General features: G+C 66.2%; 12 protein-coding genes. 3 read left to right on the forward strand and 9 right to left on the reverse strand.

Annotation, left to right across the window (positions count from 1 at the left end):
• Positions 1 to 139 precede the first annotated feature (139 nt).
• A complete protein-coding gene (locus ACWTSU_RS04065; RefSeq protein WP_455138603.1) occupies positions 140 to 970 on the reverse strand; it encodes a Cof-type HAD-IIB family hydrolase in 831 nt (276 codons plus the stop codon).
• Between the two features lie 161 nt (positions 971 to 1,131).
• Between ACWTSU_RS04065 and ACWTSU_RS04070 the strand changes: the two genes are divergently transcribed.
• Positions 1,132 to 3,720: an FAD-dependent oxidoreductase gene (locus ACWTSU_RS04070; RefSeq protein ID WP_455138604.1), complete on the forward strand. Its 2,589-nt coding sequence runs from the start codon at positions 1,132 to 1,134 to the stop codon at positions 3,718 to 3,720.
• A 280-nt stretch (positions 3,721 to 4,000) separates the two neighbouring features.
• On the opposite strand, the gene ACWTSU_RS04075 is transcribed toward ACWTSU_RS04070, so the two are convergent.
• Both ACWTSU_RS04075 and ACWTSU_RS04080 read right to left on the reverse strand, forming a co-directional pair.
• Positions 4,001 to 4,801 (reverse strand): hypothetical protein, encoded by an 801-nt coding sequence (locus ACWTSU_RS04075; protein ID WP_455138605.1) that lies wholly within the window; start codon positions 4,799 to 4,801, stop codon positions 4,001 to 4,003.
• A gap of 33 nt (positions 4,802 to 4,834) precedes the next feature.
• On the reverse strand, positions 4,835 to 5,482 hold the full coding sequence (locus ACWTSU_RS04080; protein WP_455138606.1) for a DUF4230 domain-containing protein: 648 nt from the start codon (positions 5,480 to 5,482) through the stop codon (positions 4,835 to 4,837).
• A gap of 78 nt (positions 5,483 to 5,560) precedes the next feature.
• Between ACWTSU_RS04080 and ACWTSU_RS04085 the strand changes: the two genes are divergently transcribed.
• The gene (locus tag ACWTSU_RS04085) at positions 5,561 to 5,776 is read left to right on the forward strand and encodes a helix-turn-helix domain-containing protein (protein WP_455136073.1); all 216 of its coding nucleotides are present in this window, start codon (positions 5,561 to 5,563) and stop codon (positions 5,774 to 5,776) included.
• 48 nt (positions 5,777 to 5,824) lie between these two features.
• On the opposite strand, the gene ACWTSU_RS04090 is transcribed toward ACWTSU_RS04085, so the two are convergent.
• The 6 genes from ACWTSU_RS04090 to ACWTSU_RS04115 all read right to left on the reverse strand — a co-directional run bounded on the left by ACWTSU_RS04090 (position 5,825) and on the right by ACWTSU_RS04115 (position 12,074).
• Positions 5,825 to 6,715: a DUF6591 domain-containing protein gene (locus ACWTSU_RS04090; protein ID WP_455138607.1), complete on the reverse strand. Its 891-nt coding sequence runs from the start codon at positions 6,713 to 6,715 to the stop codon at positions 5,825 to 5,827.
• Positions 6,716 to 6,746: 31 nt separating this feature from the next.
• Positions 6,747 to 7,295 (reverse strand): hypothetical protein, encoded by a 549-nt coding sequence (locus ACWTSU_RS04095; protein WP_455138608.1) that lies wholly within the window; start codon positions 7,293 to 7,295, stop codon positions 6,747 to 6,749.
• 264 nt (positions 7,296 to 7,559) lie between these two features.
• The gene (locus ACWTSU_RS04100) at positions 7,560 to 8,525 is read right to left on the reverse strand and encodes a hypothetical protein (protein ID WP_455138609.1); all 966 of its coding nucleotides are present in this window, start codon (positions 8,523 to 8,525) and stop codon (positions 7,560 to 7,562) included.
• Between the two features lie 334 nt (positions 8,526 to 8,859).
• A complete protein-coding gene (locus ACWTSU_RS04105) occupies positions 8,860 to 10,473 on the reverse strand; it encodes a serine/threonine protein kinase (protein ID WP_455138610.1) in 1,614 nt (537 codons plus the stop codon).
• A 134-nt stretch (positions 10,474 to 10,607) separates the two neighbouring features.
• Positions 10,608 to 11,099 (reverse strand): XRE family transcriptional regulator, encoded by a 492-nt coding sequence (locus tag ACWTSU_RS04110; RefSeq protein ID WP_455138611.1) that lies wholly within the window; start codon positions 11,097 to 11,099, stop codon positions 10,608 to 10,610.
• Between the two features lie 9 nt (positions 11,100 to 11,108).
• Complete coding sequence (locus ACWTSU_RS04115; RefSeq protein WP_455138612.1) at positions 11,109 to 12,074, reverse strand: homoserine O-succinyltransferase; 966 nt, start codon at positions 12,072 to 12,074, stop codon at positions 11,109 to 11,111.
• 107 nt (positions 12,075 to 12,181) lie between these two features.
• Between ACWTSU_RS04115 and ACWTSU_RS04120 the strand changes: the two genes are divergently transcribed.
• Positions 12,182 to 13,450 carry a DEAD/DEAH box helicase gene (locus ACWTSU_RS04120; protein ID WP_455138613.1) on the forward strand — a complete coding sequence of 423 codons (1,269 nt, stop codon included), beginning with the start codon at positions 12,182 to 12,184 and terminating at the stop codon, positions 13,448 to 13,450.
• Positions 13,451 to 13,529: the final 79 nt, after the last annotated feature.

Genomic DNA, 13,529 nt, shown 5'->3' on the forward strand with positions numbered 1-13,529 from the left:
CGCGGCGAGCTCCCTCGTCTCCATCGGGTACATCTGGACTCCAATCCGGACGCCTCGCGGTGTCCAACTTTTCGTCCGAGGTCCCAATCTGTGCAACATGCGGCCTTTTTGCGCAGACGGATTCTCTATTTATTTTTACTTATGATATCTTGGAAGCGCCGATGAGCCCCAGCTCGCGCAGGACGCAGACGATGCCGTCGTGATCGTTGTCAGGCGCGTGGAGCGGCATGCGCGAGAGCAGGTCGGCAGGCGCGTTGCCCATCAGGTAGCCGCGGCCCACCGCCTCGAGCATGGGCGCGTCGTTGTGCTGGTCGCCGAAGGCGATCGCGTCCGCCGGGTCCAGACCCCAGATGTCGCAGAGCGTGCGCACGGCCTGCGCCTTGGTGGTTCCGGCCTTCATGACCTCGATGAGCACGTCGGAGGACTTGGCGATCGACAGCTCCGGGAAGCGCTCGACCAGGCGTCGCTCGATCTCGTCCGTGCAGGCGGGGTTGCACAGGCACAGCACCTTCTGGACCTCGTCGCGCTCGATGGAGTCGATCGCGCCCTCGCGCGCCTCGGCCATCACCACGGCCTCCTCGGCCCTGAGGCGCTCGTCGCTCTTGTCGGGGGCCACCCAGTCCTCGAAGGAGTAGGCGCTCCAGGTCATGTCGAAGCCCTCGGCGGTTGCGAAGTCGACGACCTCCTGCGCCTGCGCCCGCGTGAGCCCGTGGTGGTGAATCACGTTGCGCTTCTCGTCGAGGATGACGCCGCCGCTGTAGGTGACCACCGGGCAGGCGATGTCGTTCTTCTCGAGCAGGGGGTAGGTGCCGGTGATGCCCCGTGCCGTCACGATCACGAAGGGGATGCCCTTGGCCTCGAGCTCGAGGATGGCGCTGCGGGTGGCCGGCGTCATGCGATGCTCGGAGTTGAGCAGGGTCCCGTCGATGTCGCTGAAGATGGCGGTTCTCGCCGCGCGCTGATCGCTCATGGGTCTCCCTCCGGGGGCCGCGGCCCCTTTGACGCTACGCTCGCCCCATGATAGCCCGCGCACGGGGGCGCCGAGGGCAGAGCCGCGCCTTCGGGCCTAACATGGAGAAAGCTGAAGGCGCGCGTCGCGAGGGGCGGCGCGCACAAGGGAGAGGTGCGCACATGAGGTACCTGATCGTGGGCGGCGTGGCCGCCGGAACCAAGGCCGCGGCGAAGCTCAAGCGCTGCGACCGCTCGGCCGAGGTGCTCGTCGTCACCAAGGGCGAGGACATCTCCTACGCGGGCTGCGGCCTGCCGTACTACATCGGCGGGGACATCAAGACGCGCGAGGAGCTCATCGTCAACACGCCGGCGGCCTACGAGGGGCTCACGGGCGTCACCGTGCGCACCGGCTGCGAGGCGGTGGCGCTCGACGCCGCGGCGCACGAGGTCACGGTGCGCGAGAAGGACGGCTCGGAGCACGCCGAGGCCTACGACAAGCTGATCGTCGCCACGGGCGCGACGCCGTTCGTCCCGCCCGTGCCCGGCACCGACCTGGACGGCGTCTTCTGCGTGCGCACGCCCGACGACGCCGAGGGCATCCGCTCCTACATCGAGAGGAACGGCTGCCGCAGGGCCGTGGTGGTGGGCGCCGGCTTCATCGGGCTGGAGGTGGCCGAGAACCTGCTGGGCTGCGGCCTGTCGGTCACGGTGATCGACGCCGCACCGCAGGTCATGCCCAACGCGTTCGACCCCGAGATGGCGGGCTTCGTCACGCGCAAGCTGCGCGAGGCGGGCGTGCGCGTGCTCACGGGCACGGCGCTCGCGGGCATCGCCGCCGGCGAGGGCGACGCGGCCGGACGCGCGGCGGCGGTCGAGACGCCCGCGGGCGCGCTCCCCGCCGACGTGGTGGTTCTCGCCATCGGCATCCGGCCGGCCACGGCCTGGCTCGACGGCTCCGGCGTCGAGACGCTCAAGGGGTGCGTGCTCGTGGACGAGTACTCCGCCACCAACGTGCCCGACGTCTGCGCCGTCGGCGACTGCGCCGAGGTCCGCAACGCCATCACCGGTCAGCCCCAGTGGAGCGCCATGGGCTCGACGGCCAACATCGCCGCGCGGGCGCTCGCGCGCACGCTCACCGGCACGCCCACGCCCTACCCCGGCGTCCTGGGCACCGGCGTGGTGCGCCTGCTGCCCACGCTCAACGCCGGGCGCACCGGCCTCACCGAGGCGCAGGCGCGCGAGGCGGGCTACGACGTGGAGACCGCGGTCGTGGTGACCGACGACAAGGCCCACTACTACCCCGGCGCCTCCGACCTCGTCACCAAGCTCGTGGCCGACCGCGCGACGCACCGACTGCTCGGTGCGCAGTTCGTGAGCGCCGGCGCGGTGGACAAGTTCTGCGACATCGCCGTGGTGGCGATCTACCGCGAGCTGCGCGTGGAGGACCTCGACCTCATGGACTTCTCGTACGCGCCGCCCTTCTCGACCGCCATCAACCCGGTGGTCACGGCCGGCTACGTGCTGGAGAACAAGCTCTCGGGCCAGCTCGAGACCTTCACGCCGGCCCAGTACGCCGCCGGCGAGGCCGCCGACTACGCCGTGGTAGACCTGATGCCGGCCGCCACCGTGCCCGGCGCCGGCTGGGAGGACCTGGCGACGCTCGACGGCGAGCTGCCCGGCCACGCCAAGGACGAGAAGCTCCTGCTGGTCTGCGGCCGAGGCAAGCGCGCCTACTTCGCGCAGGTGCGCCTCAAGGCGGCCGGCTACACCAACACGCGCGTGCTCGAGGGCGGGCTCACGTTCAACGAGGTGCGCGTGCCGAGGCGCGGCGCCAAGCTCCCGGCGGCCGAGATCAAGCGCCTCAAGGGGATGGGCTGCCTGCAGGACAAGCGCTACGACGACGTCTTCAACGTGCGCGTGATCACGCGCAACGGCAAGCTGACCGCCGCCGAGCAGAAGTGCGTGGCCGAGGCCAGCGAGAAGTTCGGCTCGGGCGAGGTCACGATGACCACGCGCCTGACGCTCGAGGTGCAGGGCGTGCGCTACGAGCAGATCGAGCCGTGCATCCAGTTCCTGCGCGACCACGGGCTCGACGCGGGTGGCACCGGCTCCAAGGTGCGCCCGGTGGTGAGCTGCAAGGGCACCACCTGCCAGTACGGCCTCATCGACACGTTCGACCTGTCCGAGAAGCTCCACGAGCGCTTCTACGTGGGCTACCACGGCGTCGAGCTGCCGCACAAGTTCAAGATCGCCGTGGGCGGCTGCCCCAACATGTGCGTGAAGCCCGACCTCAACGACCTGGGCATCGTGGGGCAGCGCGTGCCGCAGATCGACCTGTCCAAGTGCCGCGCGTGCAAGGTCTGCCAGGTCGTGAAGGCCTGCCCGATGGGGGACGCGCAGGTGGGGCCCGACGGCAAGATCACCATCGACGGCTCCGCGTGCAACCACTGCGGGCGCTGCGTGGGGAGCTGCCCGTTTGGCGCCGTGACCGAGGGGCTCGCCGGCTACAAGGTCTACATCGGCGGCCGCTGGGGCAAGAAGACCGCGCACGGCCGGGCGCTGGACAAGATCTTCACGAGCGAGGACGAGGTCATGGACGTCGTGGAGCGGGCGATCCTGTTCTTCCGCGACGAGGGCCAGAGCGGCGAGCGCTTCGCCGACACCGTGGCGCGCCTCGGCTTTGACTACGTGCAGGACAAGCTGCTGACCGCGCCGATCGACAAGGACGCGATCCTGGCCAAGAACGTGACGGGCGGCGCGACCTGCTGACGCGCCGGCATCAGTGACGAGGTGACGGGCCCCGGGCGGTGAGCTCGGGGCCCGTTTCGTGCGGGTTGGGTGCGGAGGTGCGGCGCGGTTCTCGCCGCCGGCGCTCCTCCCTTCTCGCCGCGACCGACCAAATAACCCGCATAATCTGACATCCACAAACCTTAATCCAGCAAATATATGAATATGAAATCAATTTTTGCGGGTTGTTTGCCGCCGATGCGGGTTGCTGGCCGCAAAACGGGTTATCGGCCGCCGATGCGAGAAGCGCGGGCGCGCGCCTCTACGCGCGCGGCGCGTTGTATGAGACGTCCGCGTCAAGCGCGGTGATGAGAGAGGCCTCCAGCGCGTCCAGCTTCTCTGGCTCGCAGGGGTACAGCAGGACGTAGACGTGTTGCTTGTACTTCACGTCGGCATATACGTCGACGTTGCCCCTGCCGACGATGTCCGCGTGGATGCTTTGACCCATATTGAGGGACTTCCCGATGTAGATGTCCTGGAATGAGCCGTAATCATCCTTCTTGACGGGACCGGGATAAGTTGCGATGGCGTAGCAGCCGCAGTAGGCCAGGTAGTCGTCACCGGCTTGGCTGGAAAGCTTCGCCTGGGCGGCCCGGTTCTCCATGAACTGGTCGACCGGCATGCGGATTCCGGCACCATCCAGCAGTGCCCGTCGGGCCTCATGGCGCGCCTTTTCCTGTGCCCGAGCATCGACCGTTCTCTTGATGGCGTCTCCAGCAGCCTGACCCTTCGCGCCCACCGCCGCCGTGACGCCCTTCATTGCTCCAGCGATCTTTCCGGCCTGCTCCCCCACCACGTTAGGGGCCTTCTGCTGGATTTTCCCAGCAACCTGACCGGCAATGGGCGCAACGTCGGGAATCTTGGACACGAGCTTCCGGGCGGCCGGCGCATACCGCACGGCCTTGGTCGCCACCTTTGCCACGGCGCCGCCCCCGGGTAAGAACGAGACCGCAATCTCCGCTATGTCGATCACCGCGTTTGCGGCGTTCACGTAGTCCTCGGCAGACCGATGCGGCACGGCACCTTGTGCCTCGCGCTCCTGTGCGGCAGGCTCTTCAGACATTGCGCTACTCCCGATTCCTTTACTGGTCTGGGACTACGACTCGGCGTTCTCGGCCGGCGCCTCGCGCCAGACAAACTGGACGGTCACGTCATCGCCAAGCGCGGCCGTGAAGAGCTGCGTGAGGCGAGCCTCCGCCTCGGTCTGGGCCTCATCGAGAAGGCCGCCCTCCACCGCCTGCGTCTCGCTCTCCTCCACGCACCACTGCTGGAACGCGTCGACGTCTTCGACGTGAATGGGGTTCAGCGCGTTGTTGTTCTCCTCAAGGACGCCGGACTTCTCCATGTCGGGGGTGTTCGAGATGATGTAGGCGGGATCAAGCGTGACCGTCAACGTGTTCCCGCTTGTCTCGAGCTCGGCCGTCTGGAGGTTGACGCCCGCCTTGATGGTGCCCGCATAGCGGTACCAGAAGCTGTTGTTCGTAAAAGGAATGTCGAACAGGCCGAAGAACGAGTTTGCGTCCTCCTGCTTGTCCGTGATGTTGTAGTCCTGGGAGACCGAGACGAGCTCGTTCTGGGAGACGATGCGCCCGAAGACGACCGACGCCCGCTCGCCGATGCTGTCGGGCGGGTTGTAGTTGGAAACGAACAGCGTGCCCACGATGCCGAGCACCAGACCCACAACCGCGCAGATGCCGCCGATCCTGAGCGACTTGGTCGTGCCCTTGTCGATTTTGATTCCCATCGCACATCCTTCCGCGCTCTCTGATATGGCTCTCTATAGAGAGCATGACCAGACTATAGCGCTCATATCCTTACCGGCATGGACAACGAGGCGGAGAAGCGGGCCATCGGTTCCCGAATACGCGCTGAGCGCACGCGTTGCGGAATCTCGCAGCGCCGGCTCGCGCTCATGACGGGCACGAGCCGCTCCTATCTCTGGAAGATCGAGACAGGAGCGGCTGATGTTGGCATCGACGTGCTCATTCGGATTGCCCGCGCGCTCGACGTGCGCGTCCGGGACCTGATTGAGTTTTAGGAACTCCAGCAAAACTCTCTCAAAAGCCATCAAAGACAATGCTGATGCTTATGCACCGGGAGCCTCGAGCCTGACACTAAGCGCATCACTGCTGCTGTAATAGGCAACACTCAGTTCATACCCCGAATCATTAGTTGCGTCGTAACTCGTGCCACTTTCATAATCAACCGTGGTGAAACCTTTCTCTTTACACGCATCAACATAGGCGGCGAACTCATCGGCAGTCGCCCCATACGCATGAAACGAGAAGGTATCCGTCTCGTCGCTATCCACGAGCACCGCTGGAGCATCAAACGAAGGCAACATTTGTGCCAGCTCGCTATCCGGCCAAGCCTCGGACGAGATAGTCTCTTCCGTTCCATTGCTGTCCAAGCTGTACTTGTCGTTCAAGAAGTCGTAGTACTCTCGGTAGACCTTGCCATCGTTGCCCACATACCTGATGTGCGCAATGCTGGGCTCCATGAGATCATACTGTTCGAGCGTTGGGCTCGTAATGGCGTAGGCGAGGCCGCACGGTACGGGATCGGCAGACTCGCCCGGCTCGACGTAATGCTCGTTGCGGCCGACAATGTATATCTCGTCTGGTTCTGCACTCGGAGTGTAGTCAGGGTCGGAATAAACCTCGTCAAACGCTGAGCGCTGCTCGTCAGTGACGTCCTCACGTTGGTCGAACTCGATCTCAAAGTAGATGATCGGGAATGTGGAGTTGTTCGTATAGCTAAGCGAAAGCTTCCTGTTCCCGTTGACTACGCTCTCATCAACCGTCCAGTCAATCTCGTCGATTTCTATTGAGTCATCCTCTCCTGGAGCCTGAGCTGCCGGGGAGGCGGCATCGGGCGACGCCGCGCCCCCATCCGTAGAGGGTGCTGCCTGCCCAGAGCAGCCGGCGATTCCCAATGACGCAACTAGGGCCATGGCCAGCAAGGCGCTCTTTTTCATAACGTTCTCCAATCTTTGCCCAAGTGAATAGCTACGCGATAGTCCTGACCTTGCGCCGCAGCACAATGCCCCAGACAGCCCCCGCAATCGCAGCGATGCCGGCGACGAGGTACACCCAGCGGGCGATTCCGATGTCATAAGAGCTGCTCGGAACAACAAGACGGTCCTCGAAGTCCCAGTTCAGCAGCTGAAGAAGCGCTACGGCCAGCACCGAGAAGACAATCACGGGAATCGGCTTTCTGAGCGCCGCGAACAGTAGCGCCAAAACGGGAAGCGCGACGGCCCCCACGAGCAGCGGGAGATAGATCACCGTAAACGCAGTGCTCGCGCCCAGATCCCCGGCTGCGGCGTAGACGCGCGCGTACTCAAAGAGCGACATGTCCGCGATGTCGGCGTTCGTCATGCCCAGCTCGTCGCTCTGCGCGTAGTCGGGCATCGTCATGAGCGCGTCGCGGTAGTCCTGCGTGGCGGATGCATAGGGCAGGAAGTACGCCACGACCATGAGGGCAACGGCCACCAACGCCACGATCATGGGCCAGCCCGGGCCCTTCTTTGCCACGCTCGTTGCGGAGTCATCCATAGCAACCCCCTTTCAGAAGACGTGGTCTCATTCTGAAAGGGGGCGGAGGGCGATTCCTCAGTTGCCAGCTGAATTACGCGAGCGGTTCGTCTCCGTTATCGAATCTGGACGCAACGCCACCTGCTCGAAGTTAGAAATCGGTGTTTTTTCGAGGGTCCTCTAAGTAGCTCATCGGAATCGCTATGCAAATCCGCAGGTCAGAGATTCGTGCCTGGAAGCGATACTTGGCGGATGCGGAATAATCCACTGATTTCTCCACGGACGTCAAAACAGCACGGCCGCGGGATCCGTCAGGAGCTCGTAGAGCTCGATCTGCGCCTCGCGCTCCTCGTACGTAAAGCTGCGCTCCGGTATGCCAAAGCGCACCTTGATCATTCGAATGAAGGTCTCGAAACGCTCGAAGGTGTTGATCTGGCCCCAGGTCGCGGACATCGTCTTGACGTGCATCACCTCAAGAACGTTGCGGCGCGCCTGCGTGTGGTCGAGCCGATAGCGTCCCGTGTGATACTCGTAGCTGTCAAATTCCACATCACCCCTCACGGAGGGAATGTAGATGTCGCCCACGAAGTAACTCGCACCCGCGACGGGGCGCAGCCACGGATCAACATCGATGCGCTGATTAACGCTGACGGGTGGCATGTCCCATCCCCCCAGCCTCGGCGGCAGCACGAAGGCGGCGACCAGCAGGACCTCAGCGGGCGACGCCGCATCGGGCACGAGATAGCGGAGCGCCTCTCGAACGACGGCAGTCCCATGTCCCCCCGGCACCCCCTCGAGGAAGCGCGCTATCGACTCGGGGCTCGCGAGCGGAGGGCGGCTACCCACATAGTCACGACCCGAATCGGAGATGGAGAATCGCCCGCAGAGGCAGAGAGCGAGTCGCATGACCTCAGGCAACGAGTGTCCTCGCGCCATCTGGACCAGGGCGAACTCGGGAGAGCTCACGCAGTTCTGACCCGAGAGCGCACAGAACGAGCCACCTGGCAACGGTCCCGACCAGACGTGCGGCACCACCGCGACAGCCGAGTGAGCGCTCTCGCGGTTGGGGACCAGCACGTGCAGGGGCCGCTCCCGGGAGTAGTCGATCGGCAGACGCGCCTCCTTAATCTCCCCCACGCGCCCGCTCGCGAAAGCGAGCGTGTGAACGTCGGCGCTCTCGGGGAGGCACTCGCCCCCCGTCTTCGTGAGCCAGTAGCGAATCGCGGAGTCGTGACTCAGATAGATTCCCATGACGTCTCCTCCCCTAGCGTATGGGGAGCATAGGAGATGCTGGAATCCACTGCCTGACGCCTAGCTTGCAGCTCGCTGACGGCCGTGGTCACGGGCATCGGATGACCGAGAGTTGGCACGGAGCAATCCGCGAACGGTCGGCTCCGCGCGTTGAGCGGATATATCAGTGATTTTGAGAGCAACCGTCCGGTATGAACAGATGCGGCTTAGAAGATTCCCAGCTCACAAGCTGTGTCAAAACGAGCCTACTCGGACATCATACGAAAAATCACTGATTTCTCTGAACCGCCCGACTCGTCGTGCGTCTTGAGGAGGGCACCGTCCATTATGCCGGCTACCACGGACTGGCGTAAACCTCAATCGAGGCGTAATTCTCCGGAACGCCCGTGAGCGACACCTCGAACGAAGCCGACTCGCCCACCGCGGGACGCGTCACGAACCCCGGCGCACCGCCCACGATCGCTCCGTCTTCATCGCGCAGGACCACCGAGAGCCTGACGTCGCTACCATAGTCAGAGCCGTCGTCCTTCTCGCAGGTCACCTCGCCAACAACGCGCGCGCCGCCCAACTCATCAGTAACGGTCCGAACGCCCGAGACGCTGAGCTTGGTCGACTCCCCCTCAATCGAGGTGACGTTGTAGTCCTCAACCCCAAGCGGCGAGAACTCCACTTGGGCCGGGGCCTCTCCCCCATTGCCCGTCATGCCCGCGCAGTAGACTGTCTCTCCCCCCGGGGCCACCGAGAAGACCTGTTCGTCCGAGAAGAGCACGCCGCCGTCTGCGTCGCGCCCCGTGATGGAGATGCTGGGGTAGTCGACCTGCATCTTTCCCGGGTTCCTCAGAGCCACCGCGTAGAAGACGAAGCCCTGGTCGTTAACGGACCAGCCAGACTCCGTGATCTCCAGCTCAACGCCTTCGTTCAAGGCCACCGTCGTGGTGTTGTCGCCGGCGCCCGCGTCCCCGGCGTCGGCAACCGCGCCCCCGTCCGTGCTCGCAATCGGCTGCTGGGTCGCGGGCTCATCGCCAGCCGCGCCGGGCCGCAGCGCCCAGACGGCGACCAGCGCGACGCACGCCACGACCACCGCCGCGGCGAGAAGCGCCAGCGGCCAGCGGCGCCCGCCCCGCGCGGGCCCCGTCGCTCCCCCGGCGCGCCCGGCAGCCGGCGCCGCCACGGGCGCCTCGACCTTCTCGCCGGACAGCGCCGCCGCGAGCTCGGCCACGCTCTGGTAGCGCGCGCTCGGCTCCAGGGCGCTCGCGCGGCGGACGATCTCGCGCGCCTGCGGGCTCACGACCTCGTCGTCGGCCAGCGCGCGCTCATACTCGGCCGAGTCGGGGGTCTCGGGCAGCACGCCCGTGAGCAGGTAGCCGAAGACGCGACCCAGCGAGTAGACGTCGGAGCGGGCGTCGGTCTGCGCGTAGCCGCACTGCTCGGGCGACGCGAAGCCGCGCGTGCCGAGCTGCGTGGTGTCGTGCGTCACGCCCTCCGTGCGGAACCGCGCTATGCCCAGGTCGATGAGGTGCGCGCCGTCCGCCGCCATGATGACGTTCGTCGGCGAGATGTCGCGGTGCACGATCCCGTGCGCGTGCAGCGCCGCGACGGGCTCGCACAGCTGCAGGAGCGCCTGGCGCGCGTCGCGCTCATCGAGGCGCCCCCGCGAGCGCACGAGGTCCTCGAGGCTCTCGCCCGGCACGAAGTCGCACACGACCACGAACTCGTCGGGCATCTCGTAGGTGGCCACCACATGCGGCAGGCGCGCGCTGCCACATTCCGCGAGCGACGCCCACACGCCGCGCCGCGCCAGGCCGGAGGGTATGCGCTTGCGGACGAAGGGGCCGGAGCCGTCCAGCGAGACCAGCTCGGTCACGCCGCCCGGGCCGCTGGCGAGCACGCGATCGACCTCGTAGGCATCGTCGATGCCCAGGGCGTGTATGACCTGGTTGTCGTTCAACTGCGCTCCGCTCGCTCGGGCCCCACCACCAAACCATGGTAAAGCTTATGTTCAGTTGCTGACTGATTCCTCAGTTCGCAACTGAAACCGGGCGCGGCGCGCGAGGCGGACGGGCCCGCAGGGGCCGGGCGCGCCTACCGGAGCGGCGCGGTGCCGAACAGGGTCTTCTCGCCCAGGCGGTAGAGCTCCTCGTCGGTCTGCAGACGGGTGAAGCCGTGGTTAACGCACCAGATGATGATGGCGTCGCGGCGCACCTTGGGCCAGAGCTCGGCCACACCGTCGAGGCGCAGCAGCCGCTGGGTCTCCAGCAGCGTGCAGCCCATGCCGAGCGCCAGCATGATGGCGTTGTCGCGACCCAGACGGCTCTTGCCCTTGAAGACGTCGTAGACGAACGTCCCGTTGAGGTCTGACGCGCGGATGATCTCGGAGCGCTTGAGGCCCTTCTCGGCGCGGAGCTGCTCGAGATACTCGGGTAGCGTGCGGTCGATCGTGAGCCCCTCGTCGAGGTAGGCCTCCGGCGTGGGCGCGTTGAGCAGCTGGTCCAGCAGCTCGCCGGTCAGGCGCTCCCGGGGCGCCGCGTCCTTCTCGCCCGCGGCGGCGGCGCGTCCCGTGTCCTTCTCGCCCATGCGCCCTCCCTAGAACTTGTCCACGTGGCCCGTGGCGCGCTCACGCAGGTCGGCGACAGCAGACGGAATCTGCGCGAGGTCGTAGGGCGTCATCTGGTAGACCCAGTTCAGCCAGTTGCGGTAGAGCAGGTTGGCGTGCGCGCGCCAGGTGAAGATCGGCTGCTTCTCGGGGTCGTCGTCGGGGAAGTAGTTCTCGGGCACGCGGATGGGCAGGCCCTTGTGGAAGTCGCGCCAGAACTCGTCGGCCAGGGTGTCGCGGCCGTACTCGAAGTGGCCGGTGACGTAGACCTCGTGGAAGTCGCGCGTGGCGAGAAGCGACGGGCCGCTCGTGAAGCCCTCGGAGAGCACGCAGAGCTCGGGGTGCTTGGCCAGCTCGCCGGTGTCGATGGCGGCGTGGCGGCTGTGCGGCATGTAGTGGACCTCGTCGAAGCCGTTGGTGAGGAAGCTGTACTCGTCGCAGAGGCGCTGCTTGAAGACGCCGAACAGCTTGGCGCCGAGCGGCCGCTTGGGGATCTGGTAGAGGTGCCACAGCGCCCCGAGCGCGCCCCAGCACAGGAACATGGTGGAGAACACGTGCTCCTGGCTCCAGTCCACGATCTCGCAGAACTCGTCCCAGTAGTCCACGTCCTCGAACTCGAGGTGCTCCACGGGCGCGCCGGTGATGATGAGGCCGTCGTAGTTCTTGTCGCGGAAGGCGTCGAAGGTGTCGTAGAACTTGACCAGGTGGTCCTTGGAGACGTGCGTGGACTCATGCGTGGAGACGCGCATGAAGTCGCAGCTCACCTGCAGCGGGGACTTGGAGATGAGGCGCAGGATCTGAGTCTCGGTCTCAACCTTGGTGGGCATCAGGTTGAGGATCGCCACGTGCAGCGGGCGGACGTCCTGGTGGCTGGCCACCTCCTCCTCGAGGGCGAAGATGCGCTCCTGCTGGAGGATGGTCTTGGCGGGCAGGCCGTCGGGGATGTTGATGGGCATGTGCGACTCCGTTTCTGCACGTTAACGGAGACAGTATACGGCGCGCGGCGGCGTGCGGGGCCCCGCGGCGGAGGCCGGGAGTGCGCCCATGCACTATACTGGCAGGCATGACTACTACATTTGCCGAGCTCGGGCTCAACGAGCAGATCCTCGCCGGGGTGGACGCCCTCGGCTTCACCACGCCGACGCCGGTCCAGGCCCAGGCAATCCCCGTCGTCCTCGAGGGGCGCGACATCGTGGCCTCGGCGCAGACCGGCACGGGCAAGACGGCGGCCTTCGCGCTGCCCACGCTGCAGCTCATCGCCGGTGCCCATGGCCAGGGCAAGGGCCCGCACGCGCTCGTGGTCACCCCCACGCGCGAGCTCGCGGCGCAGATCGAGGACGTCGTGAGCGTGGTCTGCGAGAAGACCGGCCAGCGCGCGGTCATCGTCATGGGCGGCACCAAGTTCGACAAGCAGATCGCCGAGCTCCAGCGCGGCTGCGATTTGCTCGTGGCAACGCCGGGCCGCCTCATCGACCTCATGGAGCACAAGCACGTGAGCCTCGCGCAGGTCAAGGTGCTCGTGCTCGACGAGGCCGACCGCATGCTCGACATGGGCTTCTGGCCCAGCGTCCGCCGCATCATGCACGCGCTGCCCGAGCGGCACCAGACGCTGCTCTTCTCGGCCACCATCCCGCCGTCGATCAAGTCCACCATCGACGCGCTGCTCACCGACCCCGTGACCGTTGAGATCGCGCGCGTGGGCGAGACCGCGGACACCGTGGAGGAGCACCTCTGCCCCGTCACGCAGGGCCAGAAGATCGACCTGCTGCGCGCCCTCCTGGACACCGGCGGCGCGGCCGGCGAGAAGCCCGAGCGCGTGCTGGTGTTCTGCCGGACCAAGCACCGCGTGGACGACGTCTCCAAGACCCTCAAGGCCGCCGGCGTCAAGGTTGACGTCATGCACGCCGACCGCCCGCAGGCCGCTCGCGCCCGCGCGCTCGAGCGCTTCCGCGACGGCAAGGTGCAGGTGCTCGTGGCCACCGACGTCATGAGCCGCGGCATCGACGTGAGCGGCATCGACGCCGTGGTCAACTTCGACGTCCCCATGGACCCCGAGGACTACGTGCACCGCATCGGCCGCACGGGCCGCGCCGGCGCCACCGGCCACGCCTACACCTTCGTGGCGCCCGACGAGATCAGCCCGCTGCGCGAGATCGAGTACTTCACCAAGAAGCTCGTGCCCGTGTGGGACCTCCCTGGCTTCTCGTACGACAGCGGCCGCATCATCCCGCAGGCCGACCGCCCCACCAAGCGCTCCACGCGCACGATGTTCGCCGGCTCGCGCCAGCGCGGGCGCGGCATCCGCGGCGGCCGCTACGGTCGCCACTACTAGGGTTGACAGTGGGGACGTGGGAACGGGGGGGGGGGGGGTTTTTTTCTCCCCCCACCAGAGCTACCTTTTCGGGGTGCAA

Source organism: Thermophilibacter sp. (assembly GCF_966187215.1).

Coding starts and splice junctions, on each gene's coding strand:
- ACWTSU_RS04065 (WP_455138603.1), bottom strand. CDS start 970: ATGAGCGATCAGCGCGCGGCGAGAACCGCCATCTTCAGCGACATCGAC.
- ACWTSU_RS04070 (WP_455138604.1), top strand. CDS start 1,132: ATGAGGTACCTGATCGTGGGCGGCGTGGCCGCCGGAACCAAGGCCGCG.
- ACWTSU_RS04075 (WP_455138605.1), bottom strand. CDS start 4,801: ATGTCTGAAGAGCCTGCCGCACAGGAGCGCGAGGCACAAGGTGCCGTG.
- ACWTSU_RS04080 (WP_455138606.1), bottom strand. CDS start 5,482: ATGGGAATCAAAATCGACAAGGGCACGACCAAGTCGCTCAGGATCGGC.
- ACWTSU_RS04085 (WP_455136073.1), top strand. CDS start 5,561: ATGGACAACGAGGCGGAGAAGCGGGCCATCGGTTCCCGAATACGCGCT.
- ACWTSU_RS04090 (WP_455138607.1), bottom strand. CDS start 6,715: ATGAAAAAGAGCGCCTTGCTGGCCATGGCCCTAGTTGCGTCATTGGGA.
- ACWTSU_RS04095 (WP_455138608.1), bottom strand. CDS start 7,295: ATGGATGACTCCGCAACGAGCGTGGCAAAGAAGGGCCCGGGCTGGCCC.
- ACWTSU_RS04100 (WP_455138609.1), bottom strand. CDS start 8,525: ATGGGAATCTATCTGAGTCACGACTCCGCGATTCGCTACTGGCTCACG.
- ACWTSU_RS04110 (WP_455138611.1), bottom strand. CDS start 11,099: ATGGGCGAGAAGGACACGGGACGCGCCGCCGCCGCGGGCGAGAAGGAC.
- ACWTSU_RS04115 (WP_455138612.1), bottom strand. CDS start 12,074: ATGCCCATCAACATCCCCGACGGCCTGCCCGCCAAGACCATCCTCCAG.
- ACWTSU_RS04120 (WP_455138613.1), top strand. CDS start 12,182: ATGACTACTACATTTGCCGAGCTCGGGCTCAACGAGCAGATCCTCGCC.